At 30.6% G+C, this 26,250-nt stretch carries 22 protein-coding genes and 2 pseudogenes; 18 read left to right on the top strand and 6 right to left on the bottom strand.

All coding sequences use genetic code 11. The annotated features are described in order from the left end of the window. Positions 1 to 24: 24 nt before the first annotated feature. Positions 25 to 675: a phosphate signaling complex protein PhoU gene (gene phoU, locus FYJ33_RS01905; RefSeq protein ID WP_154530071.1), complete on the top strand. Its 651-nt coding sequence runs from the start codon at positions 25 to 27 to the stop codon at positions 673 to 675. Positions 676 to 745: 70 nt separating this feature from the next. Here phoU and FYJ33_RS01900 read toward each other — a convergent pair. After that, positions 746 to 1,325, bottom strand: a pseudogene (locus tag FYJ33_RS01900) (manganese catalase family protein); the annotation flags it as partial. A 176-nt stretch (positions 1,326 to 1,501) separates the two neighbouring features. Between FYJ33_RS01900 and FYJ33_RS01895 the strand changes: the two are divergent. The 3 genes from FYJ33_RS01895 (at position 1,502) to spoIVA (ending at position 5,741) form a co-directional block, all read left to right on the top strand. After that, complete coding sequence (locus FYJ33_RS01895; RefSeq protein WP_154530070.1) at positions 1,502 to 2,836, top strand: DUF512 domain-containing protein; 1,335 nt, start codon at positions 1,502 to 1,504, stop codon at positions 2,834 to 2,836. Between the two features lie 5 nt (positions 2,837 to 2,841). After that, positions 2,842 to 4,155 (top strand): ribosome biogenesis GTPase Der, encoded by a 1,314-nt coding sequence (gene der, locus FYJ33_RS01890; RefSeq protein ID WP_154530069.1) that lies wholly within the window; start codon positions 2,842 to 2,844, stop codon positions 4,153 to 4,155. A gap of 104 nt (positions 4,156 to 4,259) precedes the next feature. Then, complete coding sequence (spoIVA, locus tag FYJ33_RS01885; RefSeq protein WP_154530068.1) at positions 4,260 to 5,741, top strand: stage IV sporulation protein A; 1,482 nt, start codon at positions 4,260 to 4,262, stop codon at positions 5,739 to 5,741. Between the two features lie 20 nt (positions 5,742 to 5,761). Here the strand turns inward: spoIVA and FYJ33_RS01880 are convergent, their stop codons facing one another. Continuing rightward, complete coding sequence (locus FYJ33_RS01880) at positions 5,762 to 6,883, bottom strand: AI-2E family transporter (RefSeq protein WP_154530067.1); 1,122 nt, start codon at positions 6,881 to 6,883, stop codon at positions 5,762 to 5,764. A gap of 537 nt (positions 6,884 to 7,420) precedes the next feature. On the opposite strand from FYJ33_RS01880, the gene FYJ33_RS01875 reads away from it, so the two are divergent. The 7 genes and pseudogenes from FYJ33_RS01875 to FYJ33_RS01845 all read left to right on the top strand — a co-directional run bounded on the left by FYJ33_RS01875 (position 7,421) and on the right by FYJ33_RS01845 (position 13,343). Next, complete coding sequence (locus FYJ33_RS01875) at positions 7,421 to 8,140, top strand: pseudouridine synthase (RefSeq protein ID WP_328598639.1); 720 nt, start codon at positions 7,421 to 7,423, stop codon at positions 8,138 to 8,140. Continuing rightward, complete coding sequence (locus FYJ33_RS01870) at positions 8,133 to 8,681, top strand: tRNA (mnm(5)s(2)U34)-methyltransferase (RefSeq protein WP_154530065.1); 549 nt, start codon at positions 8,133 to 8,135, stop codon at positions 8,679 to 8,681. Before FYJ33_RS01875 ends, FYJ33_RS01870 begins: the two co-directional genes overlap by 8 nt. Positions 8,682 to 8,795: 114 nt before the next feature. Next, positions 8,796 to 9,656, top strand: a complete 861-nt coding sequence (locus tag FYJ33_RS01865; RefSeq protein WP_154530152.1) for a MurR/RpiR family transcriptional regulator — start codon at positions 8,796 to 8,798, stop codon at positions 9,654 to 9,656. Between the two features lie 53 nt (positions 9,657 to 9,709). Then, on the top strand, positions 9,710 to 10,936 hold the full coding sequence (locus FYJ33_RS01860) for a BaiN/RdsA family NAD(P)/FAD-dependent oxidoreductase (protein WP_154530064.1): 1,227 nt from the start codon (positions 9,710 to 9,712) through the stop codon (positions 10,934 to 10,936). Positions 10,937 to 10,960: 24 nt separating this feature from the next. After that, positions 10,961 to 11,608 carry a (d)CMP kinase gene (gene cmk, locus FYJ33_RS01855; RefSeq protein ID WP_154530063.1) on the top strand — a complete coding sequence of 216 codons (648 nt, stop codon included), beginning with the start codon at positions 10,961 to 10,963 and terminating at the stop codon, positions 11,606 to 11,608. A 9-nt stretch (positions 11,609 to 11,617) separates the two neighbouring features. Next, positions 11,618 to 12,460, top strand: a pseudogene (locus FYJ33_RS01850) (4-hydroxy-3-methylbut-2-enyl diphosphate reductase); the annotation flags it as partial. 34 nt (positions 12,461 to 12,494) lie between these two features. Beyond that, entirely contained in the window at positions 12,495 to 13,343 is an 849-nt protein-coding gene (locus FYJ33_RS01845) for a GNAT family N-acetyltransferase (protein ID WP_154530061.1), read from the top strand. A gap of 25 nt (positions 13,344 to 13,368) precedes the next feature. On the opposite strand, the gene FYJ33_RS01840 is transcribed toward FYJ33_RS01845, so the two are convergent. Beyond that, the gene (locus FYJ33_RS01840) at positions 13,369 to 13,524 is read right to left on the bottom strand and encodes a hypothetical protein (RefSeq protein WP_154530060.1); all 156 of its coding nucleotides are present in this window, start codon (positions 13,522 to 13,524) and stop codon (positions 13,369 to 13,371) included. A gap of 131 nt (positions 13,525 to 13,655) precedes the next feature. On the opposite strand from FYJ33_RS01840, the gene miaB reads away from it, so the two are divergent. The 6 genes from miaB to FYJ33_RS01810 all read left to right on the top strand — a co-directional run bounded on the left by miaB (position 13,656) and on the right by FYJ33_RS01810 (position 22,220). Beyond that, positions 13,656 to 15,008 carry a tRNA (N6-isopentenyl adenosine(37)-C2)-methylthiotransferase MiaB gene (gene miaB / locus FYJ33_RS01835; protein ID WP_328598638.1) on the top strand — a complete coding sequence of 451 codons (1,353 nt, stop codon included), beginning with the start codon at positions 13,656 to 13,658 and terminating at the stop codon, positions 15,006 to 15,008. Between the two features lie 45 nt (positions 15,009 to 15,053). Continuing rightward, positions 15,054 to 17,690 carry a DNA mismatch repair protein MutS gene (gene mutS, locus FYJ33_RS01830; protein ID WP_154530058.1) on the top strand — a complete coding sequence of 879 codons (2,637 nt, stop codon included), beginning with the start codon at positions 15,054 to 15,056 and terminating at the stop codon, positions 17,688 to 17,690. 16 nt (positions 17,691 to 17,706) lie between these two features. Continuing rightward, complete coding sequence (gene mutL / locus FYJ33_RS01825; protein ID WP_154530057.1) at positions 17,707 to 19,593, top strand: DNA mismatch repair endonuclease MutL; 1,887 nt, start codon at positions 17,707 to 17,709, stop codon at positions 19,591 to 19,593. Positions 19,594 to 19,602: 9 nt separating this feature from the next. Further along, on the top strand, positions 19,603 to 20,529 hold the full coding sequence (gene miaA, locus FYJ33_RS01820) for a tRNA (adenosine(37)-N6)-dimethylallyltransferase MiaA (protein ID WP_154530056.1): 927 nt from the start codon (positions 19,603 to 19,605) through the stop codon (positions 20,527 to 20,529). 79 nt (positions 20,530 to 20,608) lie between these two features. Continuing rightward, positions 20,609 to 20,851 carry an RNA chaperone Hfq gene (hfq, locus tag FYJ33_RS01815; protein WP_154530055.1) on the top strand — a complete coding sequence of 81 codons (243 nt, stop codon included), beginning with the start codon at positions 20,609 to 20,611 and terminating at the stop codon, positions 20,849 to 20,851. An 82-nt stretch (positions 20,852 to 20,933) separates the two neighbouring features. After that, entirely contained in the window at positions 20,934 to 22,220 is a 1,287-nt protein-coding gene (locus FYJ33_RS01810) for a methionine gamma-lyase family protein (protein ID WP_154530054.1), read from the top strand. A gap of 62 nt (positions 22,221 to 22,282) precedes the next feature. Here FYJ33_RS01810 and lexA read toward each other — a convergent pair whose 3' ends face one another. Beyond that, entirely contained in the window at positions 22,283 to 22,888 is a 606-nt protein-coding gene (lexA, locus tag FYJ33_RS01805) for a transcriptional repressor LexA (protein ID WP_154530053.1), read from the bottom strand. A gap of 135 nt (positions 22,889 to 23,023) precedes the next feature. Between lexA and FYJ33_RS01800 the strand changes: the two genes are divergently transcribed. Continuing rightward, complete coding sequence (locus tag FYJ33_RS01800) at positions 23,024 to 23,407, top strand: hypothetical protein (RefSeq protein ID WP_154530052.1); 384 nt, start codon at positions 23,024 to 23,026, stop codon at positions 23,405 to 23,407. A 90-nt stretch (positions 23,408 to 23,497) separates the two neighbouring features. Here the strand turns inward: FYJ33_RS01800 and FYJ33_RS01795 are convergent, their stop codons facing one another. Both FYJ33_RS01795 and purB read right to left on the bottom strand, forming a co-directional pair. After that, entirely contained in the window at positions 23,498 to 24,493 is a 996-nt protein-coding gene (locus FYJ33_RS01795; RefSeq protein WP_154530051.1) for a tyrosine recombinase XerC, read from the bottom strand. A 242-nt stretch (positions 24,494 to 24,735) separates the two neighbouring features. Beyond that, positions 24,736 to 26,166 carry an adenylosuccinate lyase gene (gene purB / locus FYJ33_RS01790; protein ID WP_154530050.1) on the bottom strand — a complete coding sequence of 477 codons (1,431 nt, stop codon included), beginning with the start codon at positions 26,164 to 26,166 and terminating at the stop codon, positions 24,736 to 24,738. Positions 26,167 to 26,250: the final 84 nt, after the last annotated feature.

Raw genomic sequence — 26,250 nt, 5'->3', positions numbered from 1 at the left:
AATTATATAAAAGAGGTGGATAATATGAGCAGGGTTTTAGATAAAAGATTAAGTTATGTACAGGATGATCTTATAAAGATGGCCAGCATAGTAGAAAAACAGATATTTAATTCAGTAGAAGCGCTTAAGAATCATGATGAAGTTTTAGCAAATAAAATTATTAAAAATGATGATGTTGTTGATTCTATGCAGAAACAGCTTGAAGAAAAATCAATTAAGCTTATTGCACAAAATCAACCATTGGCAATAGATCTTAGAAATATTTTTACTACTACCAAAATAATCACTGACTTAGAGAGAATGGCTGATCACGCTGTAGATATTGCAAAAATTGTATTAAAAATTGGACAAGAACCGTATATTAAAAACCTTAGAGATATTATTTTAATGGCAGAAAAAGTACAGCACATGATAAATTTCTCCATAGATACTTATATATCTGGTGATGTTGAAGAAGCTTATAAGATATGTATTATGGATAATGAAGTTGATCAATTATGTAGCAGGATCTTTGATGAGTTAATGAAGCTTAGTGCACAGGATGTTAATTCAAATCAGATATCACAGTTATTATTTGTCTCAAAATACTTAGAGAGGGTTGCCGATCACTGTACTAATATTTGTGAATTCACAATCTACCTGAAAACAGGAAACTATGTTGATTTAAATGAATAATATAAGATTTAGAATTATTAATTAAGATGACAGAGTAGCTATATTTATTCTGTCATCTTCTTTATTACTGTCTTCTTGGATTGTCGAATGATGGAGGCGTTGGAGTTGGTGGTTCATGTGATGGACCAGGATTTGATAAATTAAAGTATAATTTAGAATCTTCAGTTACGTCAAAATCTTTATTAGAACCTGTGTTTTGAATCTTGTTGAGTGCTTCTCTAAAAAGTGCATTATGTGCCTCTTCTCGATTTAAAAGAAAATCTATTGTAGCTCTTACTTCTTTATCCTCGATCTGCCTGTATAAATACTCATATACAACTTTTGCTCTTTGTTCTGAAGCTATATTTGAAAGTAAGTATATGAGTTTGAATTTCACCATTATTAACTTTGCAGTTATCTACATCATGACCATTTAATAAGTTGATTGTTTGAGCAACCATTTCCATATGACTTAATTCTTCTGCTCCGATATCTAAAAATAAATCCTTTATCTCAGAATCTTTAATTCTAAAGCTTTGTGACAGATATTGAAGGGCTGCTTTTAATTCTCAATTTCCACCGCCTAACTGTTCCTGTATTAGTACTGCGTATTGAGGGTTTGGTTTTTCAACTTTTACCTCGTGTAGCAGTTGTTTTTTATGTTCGAATATTAAAAAACCTCCTTTATAATCTATGATAATATTTTTAGTGTTTCTAAGTAGATAATAAATATTCATATAAAATACTCTTATTCTACATCCTATATATAGGCTAATGAACATATTTGTTGACAAAATCTATTACAGGATTTAAGATACAATAGATAGATTAACGTAGAGGTGAGAATATGAATGCTAAAATAAAGAGTATCCTTCCCAATAGTTTAGCTGAGGAATTAGGAATTGAAGTTGGCGACATAATTCTTTCTATAAATGGTACTGAAGTTAAAGATATAATAGACTTTAGATTTCTTATGTCTGATGATTATGTAGAAATTGAAGTTCAAAAACCTGATGGTGAAATCTGGGATATTGAAGCGGAAAAAGATATAGAAGAAGAACTTGGTGTTGAGTTTGATATGGCTATCATGGATAAAGCAAAGAGATGTTCAAATAATTGTATGTTCTGTTTTATTGATCAGTTACCTAAAGGTATGAGAGATACATTATATTTTAAAGATGATGATTCAAGATTGTCTTTTTTACAAGGAAACTTTGTTACTCTTACTAATATGAAAGAGGAAGACATTGATAGAATTATAAGATATAGAATAAGTCCAATTAATGTTTCTGTACATACAACAAATCCCGAGCTTAGAGTAAAAATGCTAAATAACAGATTTGCGGGTAATATATTAGAGCGACTAAAGAGACTTGCAGAAGCACAAATACATATTAATGCACAGATTGTAACTGTACCTGAAGTAAATAATGGTGATGAATTATTAAATACTATTAATGATCTCTATGAATTATATCCAAGTGTACAGAATGTAGCAGCAGTTCCAATAGGAATTACTAAATTTAGAGAAGGCCTAAAAAAAGTAAAAACATTTGATAAAGAATCAGCAAAAAAAGAAATACAAAATGTGAGAGCTTTTCAAGAAAAAGCTTTAAAAGAAATAGGTAAACCATTTGTACGACTTTCTGACGAGTTTTATATAACTGCAGAAGAAGAAATACCATCTGCAGAGTTTTATGATGGATACAATCAGATTGAAGATGGTATTGGAATGGTAAGATTATTAAGAGATACAATTAAAAATGATCTTAAAAAGTTAACTAAAACAGGCAGAGGAAGTTTCTCAATGGTTACTGGTGTTTTAGCTTATGATGAAATTAAAGCTGTTGCTGAATGTATTAGTAAAACCAATAATAACATAAAAATTGATACATATAAGATTATTAATTATTTTTTTGGAGAAACAATAACTGTTGCCGGACTTTTAACTGGTACTGATATAATAAACCAGATAAAAGATAAGATTAATACAGATTATCTTATTATGTCTAGCAATATGTTTAGAAAAGGATATGAATTAGCTGATAATGATGAGCAGATAATGCTTGACGATTATAAAGTAAAAGACTTAGAAGAAAAGTTAGATGTTAAGATTATAATTTGTGATTATACAGGCGAGGATCTTATCGATTTAATAAATGAATATTGCGAGGAGGAATAAAGCATATGGCAAAACCAATAGTAGCGTTTGTTGGAAGACCTAATGTAGGAAAGTCAACATTATTTAATAGATTAGCTGGAAAAAGAATTTCAATAGTTCAAGATACTCCAGGTGTAACAAGAGACAGAGTATATGCAGAAGCAGAATGGTTAAATTACAATTTTACAATGATTGATACAGGTGGTATAGAACCTGAAAATAATGACATTATAGTAAAGCAGATGAGAAGACAGGCACAGATTGCTATTGAAACTGCTGATGTTATTGTATTTATCGTTGACGGTAAAGAAGGAATGACTGCAGCTGATTCAGAAGTAGCTCAGATGCTTAGAAAGAGCAAAAAGCCGGTAGTACTTGTAGTTAATAAGATTGATAATCTTAAAGATGAAAGCAACTGCTTTGAGTTCTATAATCTAGGTATAGGTGATCCTATTACAATATCAGCTTCTCAAGGACTTGGTCTTGGGGATATGCTTGATGAGGTTGTTAAGCACTTTAAGGATCTTCCAAACGAAGATGAAGATGATGAATATATAAGAATAGCAATGATAGGTAAGCCTAACGTAGGTAAGTCTTCTCTTATAAATAAACTTCTTGGTGAAGAGAGAGTGATTGTAAGTAATGTACCTGGTACAACACGTGATTCTATAGATAGCTACCTTGAAACTGAACAGGGTAAGTTTATACTTATTGATACAGCTGGAATTAGACGTAAGAGCAAGGTGAAAGAAGAAATAGAACGTTACAGTGTAATTAGAACATATGCTGCTGTAGAAAAAGCGGATGTCTGTATACTAATGGTTGATGCAACAGAGGGTGTTACAGAACAGGATGAAAAGATAATTGGTTATGCTCATGAAATGAATAAGGCTATAATGGTTATTGTAAATAAGTGGGATTTGATAGAAAAAGATGATAAGACTATGATTAACTTTAAGAAAGATATGCAGCAGAAACTTAACTTCTTATCATATGCTCCATATTTATTCATATCAGCATTAACAGGACAGCGTGTTCATAAGGTTTTAGACATGGCTAAAGCATGTTATGACAATTATAATAAGAGAGTTGCTACAGGTGTTTTAAATGATGTAATAAGTAAGGCAGTCTTAATGAAGGAGCCCCCAACAGTTGCATTAAAGAGATTAAAGATTTACTATGTAACACAAGTTGCAGTAAAACCACCAAAGTTTGTTTTATTCGTTAATGATTCTAGCGCAGTTCACTTCTCTTATCAAAGATATTTAGAAAATCAGTTAAGAAACAGTTTTGATTTTGAAGGAACTGGACTTGAAATTGAATATAGAGAAAAGAAATAAATTTAAAGACAGGAATAAAATCCTGTCTTTTTTTTGTTTTAGAGCATATTTACTGTAATTATCCAATATATATATATTGTTAAAAATAATATAGGAGGTTCAATATGGATAATTACAATATTTATAAAGATATTGCTGAAAGAACCCAGGGAGACATATACGTGGGGGTTGTAGGTCCTGTAAGAACAGGTAAATCTACTTTCATTAAAAGGTTCATGGATCTTATGGTAATACCTAAAATAGAAAATACCTATAAAAAAGAAAGAGCAAAGGATGAGCTGCCTCAAAGTGGTTCAGGAAAAAGCATTCATACTACAGAACCTAAATTTGTTCCAAATGAGGCAGTTGAAATTGACCTAGATGAAGGTATCAAATTTAACATAAGACTTGTAGATTGTGTGGGATATATTGTAAAGAGCGCGTTAGGATACTTAGAAGGCGAAGATACTAAAATGGTCAATACTCCTTGGTTTGACTATGCAATTCCATTTGAAGATGCTGCTGAAATAGGCACTAAAAAAGTTATCACAGACCATTCTACAATCGGTTTCGTTGTAACTACAGATGGAAGCATTACAGGGATTGCAAGAGAAGATTACCAGGAGCCTGAAGAAAGAGTTGTTAATGAACTAAAAACATTAAATAAGCCTTTTATAATAATTCTAAATTCTACTAAGCCTAATGCTCCAGAAACAAAAACACTTCAGAAGGATATGACTGATAAGTATAATGTACCAGTAAAGGCCATTGATGTATCTAATATGCAGGAAAATGATATTAGTGAACTGTTTGTAAGTATATTAAAGGAATTCCCAGTTAAAGAGATTAATATTGATATGCCTGAATGGATTGAAAAGCTGGATTCATCACATTGGCTGAAAGAAAAGTTCCTAAACATAGTTAAAGATATGTGCAAAAACATATTCAAAGTCAGAGACATAAAAACATGCATAAAAAAATATTGTGAAGAGGATGACTGCATTGGAGATACAGATATAGCAGAAATGGATTTGGGTTGTGGTAATGCTACTGTAAATTTAAATCCTAAAGCTAATATTTTCTACAAAATATTAAGCGAAATGTGTGGTAACGATATTAAAAATGAAAGTGATCTTCTAAGTTTGATTAAAGAATTAAACCATGCAAAGATAGAGTTTGATAAAGTTGCTGATGCAATAAAAGATGTAAAGGAAACTGGCTATGGTCTGGTAGCTCCTCAGCTCTCTGAGATGAAGTTTGAAGAGCCTGAGATAGTAAGACAGGGAACTAAATACGGAGTGAAACTTAAAGCGAGTGCTCCTAGTTTGCATCTGATTAAAGCAGATATTAAGACTGAGATTTCTCCTATAATGGGTTCTGAAAAAGAAACAGAAGAATTGGTCAAATCTTTGCTTGAGCAATTTGAGAATGATCCATCAAAGTTATGGCAGAGTAATATGTTTGGAAAATCTTTAGAGATGCTGGTTAAAGATGGCCTTCAAAACAAACTATATAAAATGCCAGAAAATGTACAGGTTAAAATGCAACAGACTCTGCAGAAAATTATCAATGAAGGTGATGGCGATTTTATCTGCCTAATATTATAAATTAAAAAAGGATGCTTTATTTAAGCATCCTTTTTTATTATATCTTTATTATAAAGTGATTCAATTTTATTAATAATTCTATACCAGTATAGTTTAATCACAGCCATCACAGGAACTGCAAGTATCATACCTATAGTTCCATAAAACCCCCCACCGATAGTAACAGCAAGTATTACAAAGTATGGACTTAAACCCACTCTGTTGCCAATAAGCTTAGGATCTAAGAACCATGCATCAAATTGCTGTAATGCAAATAAGAAAATAACTACGATAAAGGCTGTTAATGGATTGAAGAATATATTAACAAGGAATCCGCAAAGCATACCTATAAATGGCCCAAAGTAAGGAATCATATTTGTTATACCTACAATTATAGCGACTATAATACTATATTTGCATTTGAATATTGATAAACCTATGAATGCTATAATACCAATAATCAGTGAATCAAGACCTTTTATTCCTATATAAACACCGATTAATCTATGAATATTTTTAATCAATTCAACAATTCTTCTGCCCCATTTTTCTCTAAATAAAAGGAAAATAGATTTTTTGCCTATACCTATAAACTTTTCTTTATCATACAGAACGTAAATTGAAATTAGAAAACCTAATACTACTTTTATAAATGAGCTTGTAAAGCTTAGTGTACTGCTTAACATAACATTTAAACCATTAGCTAATAAATCTTTAGCCTTTGAAAAAATCATATTAGGATCTAAATGTACATTATTTGCTATATCATTGAATACTTTATTTTTTGATATTACTGAATCTCCCCATTGCTGTATATCAGAGATAAATGATGGAAGATTTCTGGAAATATCAATCAGGTTATTATAGATTTTTGGTATTAATGAAACACCAATTAAGAATAAGAAGGCTATTATTAAAACATATGTAAGTGTTATGCTTATTTTTCTGTTAAGTTTAAGTTTTCTTTCGAATAAATTCATTACTGGGTTTAGTACATATGCAAATATAAAGGCCAAAATAAATGGTGTTAAAATGTTATATAAACTATTAAGACTGTCAAAGAAATACTGATAGTTGTTAATTATTTTTATACATATATATATAATTAAAACTGATACAATAAATTCAACAGTCCTAGACTTCTTCTTAAGAAATTCTTTCAAATAATCACTCCTTTAATATATTAATAAATATAATATTATCATAATTTCCTATTTAATAAAATATAGCATATTACAAAATCGTTAATGTTTATTATTTATTAAGAATTTATGTTTAATTATATTTTTTGAATTTATAGGAGAAAAATGTAGAATTTTTTTAATATCTACATACAATGTAGTATAACAAAAGATTATTGAGGTGATAAACATGTCAAGATGCGGATGTAATAATTGCAATACTTGCTGTAATAGAAGCTGCAACAGATGTTGTCAGAATTGTCAGTGCCAGAGATGTTGCCAACAATCTTGCAGACCATGCTGCCCAAATAATTGCGGCAGAGGAAATGGCAATGGCGGATTTAACAACAGCCCAATATGGTTACTGCTTCTTTTAGGTGGTTTTTTCTTTTTCTAAAATTTAGATTTCTTTTGTATATAAAAGGGTTGCAAGGTAACTTGCAGCCCTTTTATCTTATATAAATTACTTGAATAAAATATATTTTGGCTTTAAAATAACAGATAGTAATGGAGTGATTTATAATGGAAAGACTACAAAAATATATGGCAAGATGTGGAGTCGCATCGAGAAGAAAATGTGAAGAATACATACAAAATGGACTTGTAACAGTAAATGGTATTACAATTACAGAGCTTGGAACAAAAGTAGATGAAAATGACGAAGTAATTTATAATGGCAGAAAGATTGTGCCATGTGAAGAAAAGGTATATATAGCCATAAATAAACCTACAGGAGTTATTACGTCTGTTACAGATGACAGAGGCAGAAAAACAGTAATAGACATTATTGATGTCAAGGAAAGGATATTTCCTATAGGAAGACTTGATTATGATACTTCAGGATTATTGCTTTTGACTAATGATGGCGACGTATATAATAATATTATACATCCAAGGGTTGAGATAAATAAGGTTTATGAAGCTGTTGTAAAAGGTTGTTTTACACCTGATGAAATAGACTTATTTGAAAATGGTGTTGATATTGGAGGATATATAACTGCTAAATCTAAGATAGAAGTTATAGAAACATTTAAAAATAAATCCAAGGTAAGAATAATTATACATGAAGGAAAGAACAGACAGGTTAGAAAAATGTGTAAAGTCTTTAATCACGATGTTATATCTTTAAAGAGAGTATCAATTGGCAAGATTAAGCTTGATACTAAGGTGGGTGAATGGAGATACCTTACTGATAAAGAAGTTAAATATTTATATGAATTAGGTGATGAAGATGTATAATTATGTAGGAGATTTATGTTCTATATATCATTTTATAATAAATAATTACATAGAAAACAAAAAAGCAGCAATAGATGCTACTTTAGGTAATGGTCATGATACTGATTTCTTAAGCAAAAATTTTAATAAAGTGTATGCTTTTGATATACAAAAAAGTGCAATAGATAATTATAAAGAAAAGAATAAAGATAATGTTATTTTAATTAATGACTCACATAGTAAGTTTAGAAATTATATAAATGAAGAGGTGCAGTGTATAGTATATAACCTTGGATTCTTACCGGGTGGCGATAAAAGTATTACTACTAGTGCCTCAACATCATTAGAGAGTATAAAAACTGGTCTTGAGTTGTTGAGCCCTGGTGCCTATATGTTTATTGCATGTTATGTTGGACATGATGAAGGAAAAAGAGAGTATTCCTGCATAAATGAATATTTAAATAACCTTCCTACAAAGAAGTATGGAGTTATGGAGCAGAGCTTTATCAACAGACACAATAATCCTCCGAAACTTTTTATCATAGAAAAAACAATTGATTAAATTAACGCAAAATGAATTGTATGTTGATTAATATTGCATTAAATGTTAGAATAAAATATATATTTTTATTTTATTGGGGGAGTTTTTGTGGATATAGGTAATGAACCAGATTTAATGAGATTGATTCAGATAAAATTTTCTAGACTCAGCAAGGGACAAAAGCTCATTGCTGAATATATATTAAATAATTATGATAAGGCTGCATTTATGACTGCTGCTAAACTTGGAGCTAGTGTAGGTGTCAGTGAATCTACAGTTGTAAGATTTGCTATTGAACTTGGTTTTAATGGATATCCGACATTACAAAAAGCACTTCAGGAGCTTATAAAAAACAAACTGACAACGGTTCAGAGATTAGAATTGTCTAATGAATATATCAGTGAGGAAAATGCGCTTAAAGGGGTCTTAAAGGCAGATATAGATAATATAAGGGCAACTCTTGAAAAGATAAATCATAAAACATTTGAAGATGTTGTAAATAGCATATTTAAGGCTAAGAAGATATACATAATAGGACTTAGAAGTTCATCTGCATTGTCAGAATTCTTAGGTTTCTATCTTAATATAATTTTAGATAATGTAAGAGTTGTCAGTAGTGGAATGAGTGATGTGTTTGAGCAGATGATAAACTTGAATGAAGATGATCTTGTAATCGGAATAGGTTTTCCAAGATATGCAATGAAAACAATAAATATATTATCTTTTGCAAAGAGTAGAAACGCAAAGGTAGTAGCCATTACAGATAGCCTGCTTTCACCGTTGGCATCTAAGGCTGATTATACTTTGATAGCTCAAAGTAATATGGCTTCTTTTGTTGATTCATTAGTAGCTCCATTAAGTATAATCAATGCTTTAATAGTGGCTGTAGGAATGCATGAAAAGGATAAAATATCTGATACATTTAATACGTTAGAAGGAATATGGAAAAAATATCAGGTATATTCATCTGAAAAAGATTTATATGAAGAAAGGTAATACATTGTGCCTTTCTTTTATTTTGTAAAACATTAAAAACAAGGAGTGATTTAATGGCAAAAGTTGTAGTTATAGGAGCAGGTCCAGCAGGAATGATGGCGTCCATAACAGCATCTAAAGAACATGATGTAATATTGCTGGATGGTAATGAGAAGGTAGGCAAAAAGTTATTTATTACAGGCAAAGGCAGATGCAACGTTACTAACAATAAAGATATCAGTGAATTTTTTGATTATATTCCTGGAAATCCATTTTTCCTGTATAGTTCTTTATATACATTTACTAATATAGATACAATGAATTTCTTTGAGGAAAATGGTATAAAGCTAAAGGTTGAAAGAGGCGGAAGAGTTTTTCCTGAATCAGATAAGTCATCAGACATAATCAAAGGATTGGAAAAAGCATTACATAAAAACGGCGTTGATATAAGACTAAAAAGCAAAGTAAAGAAAGTAAACCACAGAGATAACAAAATTATAAGTGTAGTAGACAGTAATAATAATATTATTAAAGGTGATTACTTTATATTATGTACTGGAGGAAAGTCATATCCTTTAACTGGTTCAACAGGCGATGGCTTGACTTTTGCTAAAAAATTAGGTCACAATATTGTGGAGCCTAAGCCATCACTTGTACCTGTGGAGATAAAAGAAGACTGGGTAAAGAGACTTCAGGGATTATCACTAAAAAACGTGAAACTTTCTGTATATGAAAACAATAAAAAGGTATATGATGATATAGGGGAAATGATATTTACTCATTTCGGTATTTCAGGACCGCTTGTTTTAAGCGCCAGCAGACATATACATGATGTAAATCAAAATTCGTATTATTGTGAACTTAATTTAAAACCAGCTCTTGATGAAAAAGAATTAGATATTAGAGTACAGAAAGATTTTAAGAAGTATATTAATAAAGACTTTGTAAATTCTCTTGATGACCTTCTTCCTAGAAATATGATACCTGAAATAATTTTGTTAAGTGGTGTTAACAGCCATAAAAAGGTACATGAAATAACTAAGGCTGAAAGAAGAAATCTTGTAAGTGTTCTTCAGCATTTAAAAATGTCAGTAGAAAAACTTAGACCTATAGAACAGGCAATTGTTACTGCAGGAGGCGTGGATACTAATGAAATAGATCCATCTACAATGCAGTCTAAAATTATTAATAATTTATATTTTGCTGGTGAAGTCATTGATGTTGATGCTTTTACTGGTGGATATAATGTTCAGATAGCATTTTCAACTGGATTTATAGCAGGTTCTAAAGTAGGAAAATAAATAATTTTTTATGAGGTGATAGATATGAAATTAGCAGTAGCAATCGATGGACCAGCAGGAGCTGGAAAAAGTACAATAGCAAAAATATTAGGAAAGAAATTTGATCTTATGTATATTAATACTGGGGCGATGTACAGAGCTGTTACTTTTGTGGCAATGAAAAACAATATTGCACCTACAGACATCGAAACACTATGCAGTGAAGTTAAAAAGATGGAAATGCACTTTGAAAATGATGAGTTATACCTTAATGGAGAAAATATTAATGATAGATTAACTCTACCTGACATAAGCAAAAATGTCTCTGAATATGCAGCGATAAAAGAAGTAAGAACTCTTCTTGTTGATCTTCAGAGAAATATGGCACAAAAGTATGATTCTATAATGGATGGAAGAGATATTGGAACAGTTGTATTAAAAGATGCAAAATACAAATTCTTTTTAACAGCTACACCAGAAGAACGTGCAGATAGAAGGTATAAAGAATTTAAAGAGAAACACTTAGATGTTAAATATGAAGATATATTAGAAGATATTAAAAAAAGAGATTATTACGATACTCACAGGGAAGTTGATCCATTAAGAAAAGCAGATGATGCTGTTCAAATAGATACAACAGGACTTGATATTGATGGTGTCGTAAACAAGATATCAAAATATATCGTAAAATAGGAGGAAATAATGGCTGTAGATATAATATTAGCAGAGAGTGCAGGTTTCTGCTTTGGAGTAAAAAGAGCAGTTGACGAAACATTAAAAATACAAAAAAAATATAATAAAAGAATATATACACTAGGACCATTAATACATAATAATGATGTTGTAAAACATCTAGAAGAAAACAATATATTCTCAATTTCATTAGAAGAAGCTGATAAACTTGCAGAAGATGAAGTTATAGTAATTAGATCACATGGAGTTTCAAAAGAGGTTATAGATAGGCTTACTGATAAGGGATTGAATGTAATTAATGCTACATGTCCTTATGTTTCTAATATACAGAAAAAAGTTAACAAGTATTCTGTTGAAGGATATAATATTGTTATACTAGGAGATAAAAATCACCCAGAAGTAGTTGGTATTAATGGATGGTGTGACAACAAGGCGCTAATAACTTCTGACGGTACTTTTGAAACAAAGCTACCTAATAAGATTTGTGTTGTTTCTCAAACAACTGAAAGACAGGATAATTGGCAGAATACAATCAGTAGTGTAGCTAAATCTTCTAAGGAATTTTTAGCATTTAACACAATATGTTCTGCAACAGAAGTAAGACAGAAAAGTGCATATGAATTATCTAAGGAAGTTGATATAATGATTGTTATTGGAGGCAAAAGCAGTTCTAATACAACTAAGTTATATCAGATATGCAGTGAAAACTGCGAAAATACTTTTCATATTGAAAATGAGAAAGAATTAGATATAGATATGATTAAGGAACTTAAGCATGAAAGGATAGGTTTAACTGCAGGAGCCTCTACTCCTGACTGGATTATCCAGAATGTTACTGATACACTTAAAAATAATCTTTAAATAATATTTTATAGGGATAGGTAATATGAAAATTGAACGTTTATCTTTATTTAATTACAGAGCTTTGAAAGAAATGTCTCTTAAAAGCAGTAAATTTAATAATATTAATACCAATGTTTTCAAACTGCTTAAAGCATTAAAACTTAAAGATAAAATTTTAATTAAAAGAAATATATATCTATTAAAACATGAAAAACAATATTATGGTTATTTATGGTTGCAACATCTATGTAACGATATGTATATTATAAATGACCTTTATTTTATGGATTATAGGACTGATTCTTTTGACGATTTTTGTGAAGGTAAAACGTTGCTTTATGAAACGATGATAAATTCAGACTGCAACAAATTCCTTCCAAGCTATAATTTTAAAATAAATGATATCAGTGATGTGCTCAGGCTGCAACTTAATACACTATTTAGTTCAGAAGATAATGATGATACGTTTGAAACATTTATAAAGAACAAACATGAAGATATAAGATGTGAGCTTCAGAATAATATTTTTGATGCAGATACAAGAGTGCCTATCACAAAAGATGATATATATTTTGACGAAGAACAGGAATATTATATCGATGATGGCCTTATATTTATGAAGGATAATGATAACTTTATAGGAATGGGGCAGATAATTAATCTCAAAGGAAAACTTACTATCGTTAACTTTGGAATAAGAAGAGAATATAGGAATAACGGCTATGCACGTAAATTATTAAGTAAACTTATTGAAAAAGCCAGGAATTTGTCTTTATTCTTAAATCAGAGATATATCTATCTAAGAGTCAGCCGCAGTAATGAAACTGCTTATAATATATATAGAGATGCTGGTTTTCAATATTATGATTCTGTTATTACATGGGAAAGATAACCTCTTTTTGGGGAGGTTATCTTTTTTAGAATAAATCATCGTGTGGGACATATGATGATTTTGTACTAAGAATACTATTACTTAATCTGTCTTTGTAATATGAACGTTCAGTAATATATTCTTCTGTGTTTTCTTTTTCAGAATTGTTTTCAGTATTGTTACATTGTTTTAAATCATACATAATATCACTTCCTTATGTTATTATGTGCGGATTTTCTAATATTATTATGATATTATTCAAGACTTTAATGGTCTTTATTTTTATTTATTCATTATGTTATAATAGATAAAGCAAAAAGATAAACATGGAGGATTTTGATGGAGAACAATTTATTAAATATAGAGTCAAAAAAGGAATACTTTATTCAAACATTCGGATGCCAGATGAATGAAGAAGATTCAGAAAAGTTATGCGGTATGCTTAATAGACAGGGGTATGTTCAAACAGAAAATAAAGAGGATGCTTCTATAATAATATTTAATACTTGCTGCGTTAGGGAAAATGCTGAAAATAAAGTATTTGGCAATGTTGGAGATTTAAAAAAATTAAAGAAGAAGAATAAGGATTTAATTATTGCTATATGCGGCTGTATGATGCAGCAAAAGGGAATGGCAGATAAGGTTCTTGAAATGTTCCCTTACGTAGATATAATCTTTGGTACACATAACTCTTACAAGTTCCCTGAGTATCTTGCAAGAGTTAAACAGTCAGGAGTTCAGGTGAAGGAAATTTTAAATAAAGAGGATAAAATAGTAGAGGGAATTCCAATAGAAAGAAAAAGCAATGTAAAAGCATTCGTAACTGTAATGTATGGATGTAATAATTTTTGTACATATTGTGTAGTACCATATGTTAGAGGAAGAGAAAGAAGCAGAAAGCCTGAAGATATCGAAAATGAAATTAAAGATCTTGTAGCTAAGGGATATAAAGAAATAACATTGCTTGGACAAAATGTTAACTCATACGGTAAAGGACTTGAGCCTCATATAACATTTGCAGATCTATTAAGAAGAATAAATAAGATTGAAGGTCTTGAAAGAATCAGATTTATGACATCACATCCTAAAGACCTTACTGATGAACTTATATATGCAATAAGAGATTGTGATAAACTTTGTGAACAGATACATCTTCCTGTACAAAGTGGTTCATCTAGAATACTTAAAGAAATGAACAGACATTATGACAGGGATCAATATCTAAAACTTGTAAGAAAGATAAAGAAAGAGATACCAAATGTATCTATATCTACTGATATTATTATTGGATTCCCTGGTGAAACAGAAGAAGACTTTAATGATACTCTTTCTTTAGTTAAGGAAGTTGAATATGATTCTGCATTCACATTTATATATTCTAGAAGAAATAACACTCCTGCTGATAAGATGGAAAATCAAATACCAGAGGAAATCAAACATGATAGATTTAACAGGCTGCTAGAAGTGACAAATGAAATAATTGCAAAGAAAAACAGTACATTTGAAGGAAAAACTGTAGAAGTATTAGTTGAAGGACCAAGCAAAAATGATCCTGATAAATTAATGGGCAGAACTAGAGACGGTAGACTTGTTAACTTTACAGGGAAGACTGAAAATATTGGAGAGCTTGTTAATGTTAAAATTACAAAAGCTCATGCCTTTTCATTAATTGGAGAGGAAATATAAAAGCTCTTTTTAAAGAGCTTTTTCTTTTAAGGAGGTTTATTGTTTATGGCACTTTCACCTATGATGCAGCAATACTTAGAAATGAAGGAAAAATATAAGGATTGCATTTTGTTCTTTAGAGTCGGTGATTTTTATGAAATGTTTTTTGATGATGCAGAAATAGCATCAAAAGCATTAGAGCTTGTTTTAACAGGGAAAGACTGTGGACTCGAAAATAGAGCTCCAATGTGTGGAATACCATTCCATGCTTCGAAAAATTATTTAGGAAGGCTTATTTCAAAAGGATTTAAGGTAGCAATATGTGAACAAGTTGAAGATCCTGCAAAAGCTAAGGGACTTGTAAAAAGAGATGTTATAAGAGTTGTTACACCAGGTACATTTAATGATTCATCATTTATAGATGAAGAAAAGAATAATTTTATTATGTCTGTTTACCATAAAGGTGACCAGATATCTTTAGCAGTATCTGATATTTCAACTGGTGATTTTTCATGTACCAGCTTCAATGGAAAGAAAGCTCTTTTACTTGATGAAATATCAAAATTCTCACCTACTGAAATTCTTATAAACGAAAATATGAACAGCGATATAGCTGATAGCATTTTGTATTTAGGAATAATGGTGACAAGAAAAGATGATTCATATTTTGAAAATGATGCTACATATTTATCTAACCAGTTTTCTAAGGAAGAGTCACAGAAGCTTAATGATATTGAACAAATAGTATCATGTGCTTTATTAAAGTATATATGTGATACACAGAAATGTACACTATCAAACATAAATAGGATTGATAGATATGAAATACTTGATTATATGACGATAGACAGTAATACTAGAAGAAATCTTGAGCTTACTGAAAATATACATGAAAAGAATAAAAAAGGCTCTCTGCTATGGGTAATGGATAAAACAAAGACTTCAATGGGCAGCAGACAGCTTAGAAAGTGGATTGAGCAGCCTTTACTTAACAAAAAGGCTATTGAAGAAAGACTTGATTCTGTAGAAGAACTTTACTATAATGTGCCTCTTAATGATGATTTGAGAGAATCACTAAATAAGATTTATGATATAGAAAGAATTGTGGGTAAAATTGCTACAAAAAATGTTAATGCTAAAGATCTTATTTCTCTTAAGAATTCACTTACAAGAATTCCTGAGTTAAGAAAGCTGATCTGTTCATCAAGTTCTGCTAAGCTTAATTACTATTATAATAATATAGATGAACTTAATGATTTAAAAGAATTGCTTGAAAAGTCATTAATAGAAGATGCTCCAATGTCTGTTAAGGATGGAGATATAATAAAGACTGGATATAACAGCGAAGTAGATGAATTAAGGGGAGCAAAGCTTCATGGTAAGGAATGGATAGCAAAGCTTGAAAATCAGGAAAGAGAATTTACTGGTATAAAATCATTAAAGGTTGGGTATAATAAAGTTTTTGGATATTATATTGAGATATCCAAATCAAATTATGATCTTATCCCTGAAGGAAGATATATACGTAAACAGACACTTACAAATGCCGAAAGATTTATAACAGATGAATTAAAAGAAGTTGAAAATAAGATTCTTGGGGCAGAAGAAAAGCTATGCAGCCTTGAATATAGTCTTTTTGTAGACATTAGAAACAAAATAGAGGCTGAGATTCAGAGAATGCAGAAAACAGCAAAATTAATAGCTGAGCTTGATTGTATATCTACATTTGCATTTATAGCTCTTGAAAACAATTATATAAAACCTATTATAAATAAAGAAGGATATATAGATATTAAAGATGGTAGACATCCTGTGGTTGAAAAAGTAATACCCAAAGAAAACTTTATTTCAAATGATACACTTTTAAATAAAGATAAAAATAACATACTTATTATTACAGGACCTAATATGGCTGGTAAATCTACTTATATGCGTCAGGTAGCATTAATTACTCTTATGGCTCATATTGGTTCATATGTACCTGCATCTAAAGCAGATATATCTGTATGTGATAAGATATTTACTAGAATAGGTGCATCAGATGACCTTGCTGGAGGTAAGAGTACTTTCATGGTTGAAATGGCTGAAGTATCAAACATATTAAAAAATGCTACAAACAATAGCCTTGTGCTCTTAGACGAAGTGGGAAGAGGAACCTCTACATATGATGGATTAAGTATAGCATGGTCAGTTGTAGAGCATATAAGTAAATCACCTGATTTAAAATGTAAGACTTTATTTGCTACACACTATCATGAACTTACTAAGCTTGAGGATGAACTTCCTGGAGTTAAGAATTACTCAGTTGCAGTTAAAGAAATAGACAACAGTGTTGTATTCTTAAGAAAGATAGTTGAAGGTGGTGCTGATCATTCTTATGGTATAGAAGTCGCTAAACTTGCAGGACTTCCTGAGAAGGTAATAAAAAGAGCGAAGGATATACTTAAAGAACTTGAGAATAATACAGATATAGAGGAAGCAGTAGTAGATACTGAATTCAAAACTAATAATGAGGTTAAATCTAAAGTGCAGGAATCATCAACAGAGGACTATTTAATTGACACTCCTATGCAGATGGATTTTTCAATGCTTGCAAAAGAAGAACTTATAAAAGAGCTTAAAGATATAGACATTATAAATATTACTCCAATGAAGGCATTTAATAAGCTTTATGAAATTATAAATAAGGCTAAGGAAATTTAGATTGGAAAGTGATAGTATGGTAAAAAGAATAAATATACTAGATGAAAATACATCCAATAAAATTGCAGCAGGAGAGGTTGTAGAACGTCCAGCATCAGTTGTTAAGGAATTAATAGAAAATTGTATAGATGCTAATGCTAAGAACATTACAATAGAAGTCAGGGATGGAGGTACATCGTTAATCAAGATAACAGATGATGGTACTGGTATCTATCCTGATGATATTGAAAAAGCATTTATGGCCCATGCCACAAGCAAGATTAGAAATAAAGATGATATTTTTGCTATAAAATCTTTAGGCTTCAGGGGTGAAGCGCTTCCAAGTATAGCATCTGTATCTAAAATTCAGATAAGAAGTAAATGCAGAGAACTTGATAGTGGCATACAACTTAATATTGAAGGCGGGGAAGTTATAGATAAAACAGAAACTGCCTGTGCAGATGGAACAATAATTGAGGTTAATGATTTGTTCTATAATGTACCAGCAAGAAAGAAATTCCTTAAGAGTACATCAAGAGAAATGTCTTTAATAAGTGATATAGTTAACAGGATTGCAATATGCTATCCTGAGATATCATTTAAACTGTATAATGGCACAAGAAAGGTTTTGCATACTTATGGTACAGGAAACCTTATTGATGTTTTAAGAACTATTTATGGTAAGACAATATGTGAACAGCTGATATATTTTGAAGAACATAATGATATATATTCTGTATATGGATATATAGGTAAGGAAGAAATCAGCAGGGGATCAAGGAACAATCAGAGCATATTTGTTAATAAAAGATATGTTAAGGACAGGAAGCTGACAGTAGCAGTAGAAAATGCCTTCAAATCTTTCTCTACAGTTAATAAGTTTCCGTTCTTTATTTTGTTTGTGGAATCTTATCCTGAACTTATTGACGTCAATATACATCCAACAAAATCAGAAATAAAGTTTAAGGATGATAGGACGGCATTTAAGATAATTTTTGATACAGTGCATAAGGCATTAAGAAATGATGTTATGGATACATTTATGGAGGATATATCTTTGGTAGAAGAAAAAAAGGAATATGAGGATGTTTCGTTCTTAAAGGAAGATGAGAAGGTAAATCTTTTTAATGAGTCAGTAAGAAAAATAGAAAACTTTACTCCACAAAGTGTAAAAGAAGAAGTGCTTGAAGCTGCCAGAAATATTTCTCATGATAATTATATAATACCAGAGAGTAGAACGACAGAGTATATTCCTCAAATTACAGAAGAAAGAGTCCATTATGATATAAATAATGCACATAAAGAAGATACTAATGTAGAGTATAATGATACTTTAATTCCTAAAATACCGGATTTAAGAGTTATAGGCCAGTTTGACAAGACATATATAATCGCTGAATATAATAAAACACTTTTCCTGATAGACCAGCATGCAGCTCATGAAAAATGTTTATTTGAAAATTATTATAATAAGATACTTAACGGCAGCATAGAAGTTCAGAGTCTTTTAGTGCCTGAACTTGTAGAATTATCATGTGATGATTTTTCAATATTTGAAGAAAACAAGGATGTATTTTTAGGCGCAGGCTTTGTTGTTGAAGAATTTGGAGATACTACTGTATCAATTAAAGAAGTACCGTATTTTCTGGGAAAGGCTTCATCACGGAGTCTTTTCTTAGAAATAATCGATAATCTTCGTAAATTAGGTTCTGGTATTACTGCTGAAGTTAAGTACAACAGGATTGCAACAAAAGCATGTAAAGCCGCGATTAAAGCTAATGATGAATTAAATATTGATGAAATGTATGCTCTTCTTGAAAAGATGAAGTATCTGGATGATCCATATCATTGTCCACACGGAAGACCTACAATAATAAAATTCTCATTAAACGAAATAGAAAAAAGATTTAGAAGAATAGTTTAGGTGGTATATATGAAACAGAAGTTACTAATTATAGCAGGACCTACTGCTGTAGGGAAGACAGCAATATCTATTGAACTTGCCAAAAGACTTAATGGCGAGATAATTTCTTGTGATTCTATGCAGATTTATAAAGGAATGGATATAGGTTCTGCAAAAATTAAAAAGCAGGAAATGCAGGGTATAAAGCATCATATGCTTGATATAATATCTCCTGATGAAAGCTATACTGTAGCTCAGTATAAGGAAGAGGTTGAAAACTTGATTAAAGAAATTTCATCAAGAGGAAAGCTTCCAATAATAACAGGTGGAACAGGCTTATACATCAACTCAATTATCTGTAGTATGAATTTTTCTGAGAGTGATAAAGATGAGAATTATAGAAATTATCTTGAATCTTTGGCAGATGCAAAGGGAAATGAGTATATACATGATATGCTTAAAAAATGTGATAAATTAAGCTATGAAAATATACATTATAATAATAGAAAAAGGGTTATACGTGCACTTGAAGTATATAAGCTTACAGGCAAGCCTTTTTCATCATATTCATCTGGAGAGAACTACTATACATGTAGTTATGATTTATATTATTATATATTAAACATGAATCGGGAAACTCTATATAAGAGAATAAATAAACGAGTAGATTTAATGGTAGATGAAGGACTAATAGATGAAGTTAAGCATTTAAAGGAATGTGGTTATAATTCAAGTATGCAGTCTATGCAGGGTATAGGATACAAAGAAGTGTTAGATTACCTGGACGGCAGAATGACTCTAGATGAGTCTATAGAATTAATTAAAAAGGGTAGTAGAAATTATGCTAAGCGACAGCTTACGTGGTTTAGAAAGGATCCTAGAGCAGTATTTATTGATAAGGATCAGTATGAAACTGAAGAAGAAATTATTAATTATATTGTATCAAATGTAAAATAAATATAATTTGAGCTCAGAGTTTAATTTTAATTTCTTTGATGTATAATATATATATATTGATATATAAGGAGGGGTATTGATGAATAAGACAACAAATAACTTGCAGGACATATTTTTGAATGGAGCAAGAAAAAATAAAATTCCAGTAGTGATATATCTTATAAATGGAGTGCAGCTGAGGGGAAATGTAAAGGGGTTTGACAGTTTTACAGTAATTTTAGATGCTGAAGGTAAACAGACTATGGTATATAAACATGCAATTACCACTATTTCTCCTGCTAAACCCATATTGTTCACAGGAAGTCCTGCTGAAGAAGAGTAGTTTATAGGCAAACAGTAAGTTTGCCTATTATTTTTGATTATGATAAGATTATTTCATAAATTATACATATGGAGGAACTTTAATGTTAAAGGTAACAGAAGAATTATTAAAAATAAGATATAAAATAAATAATAACATATTTAAATTAAGTGATAAGGCTTTAGCTGATGTGGAAGAACAATTCAAAAAATTTGATGAAATTCGTGAATTTAATCAAAATAAAGTTTTGGCAGCTTTTCAGGAAGAAAGAATAAGCGACAGCCATTTCACAAATACAACTGGTTATGGCTATGATGATATGGGAAGAGATTCTCTTGATAAGGTGTATGCAAGAGTTTTAGGTGCAGAAGCTGCGCTTGTAAGACCACATTTTGTTAATGGAACTCATGCATTAGGAACTGCCTTATTTGGTAATCTTAGACCTTCTGATACTCTTTTAGCTGTATCAGGAACACCTTATGACACTCTTCAGAGCGTTATTGGTATAGATGGCAAGAATGAAAGAAATGGTTCTCTTAAGGAATATGGTGTAAAATATAAACAGATAGATTTAAGAAACGGCGGATTTGATTTTGATTCAATCGAAAAAGAATTAAAAAATGACAAATCTATAAAGGTTATACATCTTCAAAGATCTACTGGATATGGATGGAGAAATGCATTTACAATTGAGCAGCTTGAAGAAGTAATAAAGTTTATAAAAGAAATAAGAAATGATGTTATTGTTTTTGTTGATAACTGCTATGGCGAATTTGTAGATGTTAAAGAACCAACAGAAGTAGGCGCAGATCTTATTGCAGGTTCATTAATTAAGAATATCGGTGGCGGTATAGCACCAACTGGTGGATATATAGCAGGAAGAAAAGATTGTGTAGAGCAGGCAAGTTACAGACTTACAGTACCAGGTATAGGTGCTGAATGCGGTTCTACATTTGGTGTTATGAGATCTATGTACCAGGGGTTATTCTTAGCGCCTCATATAACTATGGAAGCTGTAAAAGGTGCAACATTCTGTTCAAGAATTATGGAACTTGCAGGGTTTGAAGTGCTTCCTAAATATACAGATAAGAGAAGTGATATAATACAGGCAATTAAATTTAATGACAAGATTAAGCTAATAAACTTCTGTAAGGGAATTCAAGCAGGATCACCAATAGATTCATTTGTTGAATGTGAACCTTGGGACATGCCTGGGTATAATGATCAAGTAATTATGGCAGCAGGTGCATTTATTCAGGGATCATCAATTGAATTGTCAGCAGATGCTCCGATTAGAGAACCTTATATAGCATATCTTCAGGGCGGATTAACATTTGATCATGCAAAGATTGGAATATTGATTGCTTTATCTAAGATTCTAAATTCTTAATATTATAAAATAAAAAAGGGATTATTTATAAGCAGAAAGCTTTATAAATAATCCTTTTTTTATTAATATGAACGATAGATTCCAACAAGTTTACCTAATATAGTGCAGTCATCAACATATATAGGATCTAATAATTTATTCTGTGGTTGTAATCTAATTCTGTCTTTTTCCTTATAAAATGTCTTGATAGTAGCGGCATTTTCAATTGAAGCTACTACTATATCACCATTTGAAGCAACAGAAGTTTTTTCGATGATAGCTAAGTCGTTATCGTTAATACCAGCTTCAATCATACTTGTTCCTTTAACTCTTAACATAAACAGATCAGAATCATGTTTTATGTATTCAATTGGAATAGGAAAATAATCTTCTATATTTTCAGTAGCTAATATTGGAACACCAGCAGTTACTTTTCCCACTATAGGAATATTAACCATTTCTTTTTTTGGATGTGATAATTCTAATATTTCTAAAGCTCTTGGCTTTGTAGGATCTCTTTTAATCAGTCCGTTAGCTTCTAATTTTTTTAAATGACCATGGACTGTTGAAGTAGATTTCAAACCGACTGCATCACAGATTTCTCTGACAGATGGTGGATAACCCTTACTTTCTGTATAGCTTTTTAAAAAATTATATATTTCTTCTTGTTTAGAAATTTTGCCTAACATTTTTTCACCTCGCTATCTTTCTAATAGTATAGCATACTTTTATTATCTAATCAAACTTGCGTTCTTGTTTATTAAAACAAGTATTTCTGTTATAATATATAATGCATTAAAATACAGAAGAAGGTGTATTATTTTATGAATAAAAAGAATGATAAAGAAGCTTACTCATGTGGAGATGATTATTGCGATCTAATACCAAATAAAATCTGCGACAACTGTGGCAAATGTTTAGAGCAGGAGGGCTTTGATACAAAAGCAATTAAGATATCTGAAATTGCAAAAAATATTGAAGAAAATGAAAAAGTTCTAAAAGATTTAGAAAATAAGGAAAGCGATGAAGAAAGAAAAGTAAGAATCTTGGAGGAGTACAGTAATCTTGATGATGGTACTTATGAAGATGCATTTGACCATGTGGAATATTTGGAAGAGCTTGATATTATAGATGATGAAGAAAAATTAGATGAGCTGACAGAAGAAATTTTCCCAGGAGTAAGAAGAATTAAACATAGAAATATATAAAAGATAGAGTAGGAGAGCCGTTAATTTTAAGGCTCTCTTTTTCTTTAGAAAATATCATAAAATATAGATTTAAAATGAGTTTGAAAATCTTTATTTTAGTTTTGCTAATGGATTTGACTGAATAGTTTCTCTTAGCTGTTCGTTATCAACGTGCGTATATATCTGTGTAGTGGAAACATTATTGTGACCTAGAATCTGCTGCAGACTTCTTATATCAGCATTGCCGTATTTATACATAAGTGTAGCAGCTGTGTGCCTAAGTTTATGAGGAGTGTATATCTCTGCATTATCAATGTTTGCAGCTTTAATATATTTTTTCACTAAAATTTCAACACTTCTTTTGCTGATTCTACGATTCATAGAGCTAATAAACAAAGCGTCTTTTTCCTCAAATGGAACTTTAGTATTATCTCTTACATTAAGATAATCATTTATAGATTTCTTGCATGATTCATTAAGATAAACTGTACGTTCCTTATTACCTTTACCGATTATGGATAGGGTGTCCCCCTTTATTTTAGTTGTATCAATACCGCATAACTCAGATACACGCATTCCACAGTTAAGAAACAGCGTTAATATGCAGTAATCTCTGTAATAATTCTTATTATTCTTATCAAGAGAATTTAGAAGCGCAAGACTTTCGTCTAAAGTCAGGTATATTGGCTGCCTTGAACTAACTTTAGGTGTTTCTAATTCTAATGCAGGATTATCGTTTATAATTCTTATTTTGCTATGAAGAAACTTAAAAAATGATTTTAATGTAGCAACTTTACGTGCACGAGTTCGGGCATTATTATGTCTGTATTTTTCTGTAAAAGATATAAAAGCATATAAATCCGACAAAGTTAATGCCTTAATTACAGAATCATCGATATCATCAATTTTAATATCCTCGAATTCTATATTTTTGTCTTTTATAAATCCTTTATATATTTTTATGAATCTGAAAAATAAATTTAGATCTATTTTGTAAGCATCTAATGTATTTGCTGATTTTCCTTTAATAGTTTCAAGATAATTTATAAATTCATTCACACGCTGTGGCGAATCATTGTCATGAAGACATTGAATATCGTAAATCATAAAATCCCCCTTGTTTTTGAGTAATAGTTTCGCTAAATATGCATTTAGCGAAACTATTTATAAGAATTATAGCATATATTTTGGCTTTTTTCAATTATATTAAGTTTTGCAAATGTTTTTTGTGGTATACAACTTTGTTAATGCACAATTTATTATGCATCGATTCTGACAAAAAATAAGCTTCAAATTATTTATTTCTCGTAGAAAATGTAATTTGAAGCTTATTTGAAATTATTTTTTTATTATACGTTGATTATGGCTTCTTCGCCAAGTAAATCTTTATTTTTTTCAAGAATTGGTTTTACATATTCATTTATGAATTCTACAACCTGACCAGGAGCTCTTCCTATAAATTTCTTTGGATCTATGATATTATCAATTTCTTCGTTAGTTAAATTAAAGAATGAATCATTTTTAATTCTATCAATTAAATCGTTGTTTAAGCCATCCATTTTAACTCTTTGTGCAGCGGCCATAGAATGTTCTCTTATTCTTTCGTGAAGCTCCTGTCTGTCGCCACCTCTTTTTACACATTCCATAATTATATTTTCAGTTGCCATAAATGGAAGTTCATTATTTACATGAGCTGAAATGACTTTTTTGTAAACAACTATGTTTTCAGATATGTTTAGATATAAATTTAAAACTCCATCTAGTGCAAGGAATGATTCAGAAACAGAAAGTCTCTTGTTAGCAGAATCATCAAGAGTTCTTTCAAACCATTGAGTAGAAGCAGTAATAGCAGGATTTAATGAAGCTGTTATTACAAACCTTGCAAGGCCGCTTATTCTTTCTGATCTCATAGGATTTCTTTTGTAAGCCATAGCAGATGAACCTATTTGATTCTTTTCAAACGGCTCTTCCATCTCCTTCATATTTTGAAGAAGTCTAAGGTCATTGCTGAATTTATATGCGCTTTGTGCTACTTCTGACAATGTGTTTAAAACTATTGAATCAAGTTTTCTTGGATAAGTTTGACCTGTTACACCAAAGCTTTTGCTGAAACCCATCTTATTTGCAACTAATTTGTCAAGTTCCTTAACTTTGCTTTCGTCGCCTTCAAATAATTCCATAAAACTTGCCTGTGTACCAGTTGTGCCTTTTACTCCTCTAAGTTTTAGATTGCTAAGTACAAAATCTATATTTTCTAGATCCATTACTAGATCTTGAATCCATAAAGTGGCTCTCTTGCCTACTGTAGTCAACTGGGCAGGTTGTAAATGAGTAAAACCTAAAGTTGGTATATCTTTATTCTTCTCGGCAAATTTGCTTAACGCATCTATTATATTTATGATTTTCTTTCTTATTAAAAGAAGCCCATCTCTCATGATTATTATATCTGTATTATCGCCTACATAGCAGCTTGTAGCGCCCAGATGGATTATTCCTTTTGCTGTTGGACATTGAAGTCCGTAAGCATACACATGGCTCATTACATCGTGTCTTACTTCTTTTTCTCTTTTTATTGCATCATCATAATTAATATCGTTAATATGTGATTTTAATTCTTCAATCTGCTTGTCTGTTATGTTTAAGCCTAATTCTTTTTCACATTCAGCTAAGGCAACCCATAGCTTTCTCCAAGTAGTAAATTTTTTGTCTTCTGAGAATATGTATGACATTTCTTTTGAAGCATAACGTGAATTTAATGGTGTGTTGTATTGATCTCTCATAAGTGCCTCCAACGAATATTTGTATTTATTTGTTATCTATATTTCGTATTATAACATATATATAAAATAATTTCACTATTTAAT

The organism is Inconstantimicrobium porci (assembly GCF_009696465.1).
Lineage (GTDB): Bacteria > Bacillota > Clostridia > Clostridiales > Clostridiaceae > Inconstantimicrobium > Inconstantimicrobium porci.
The sequence above is the reverse complement of the archived record's forward strand: the minus strand, read 5'-3'. Positions and strand labels throughout refer to the sequence as shown.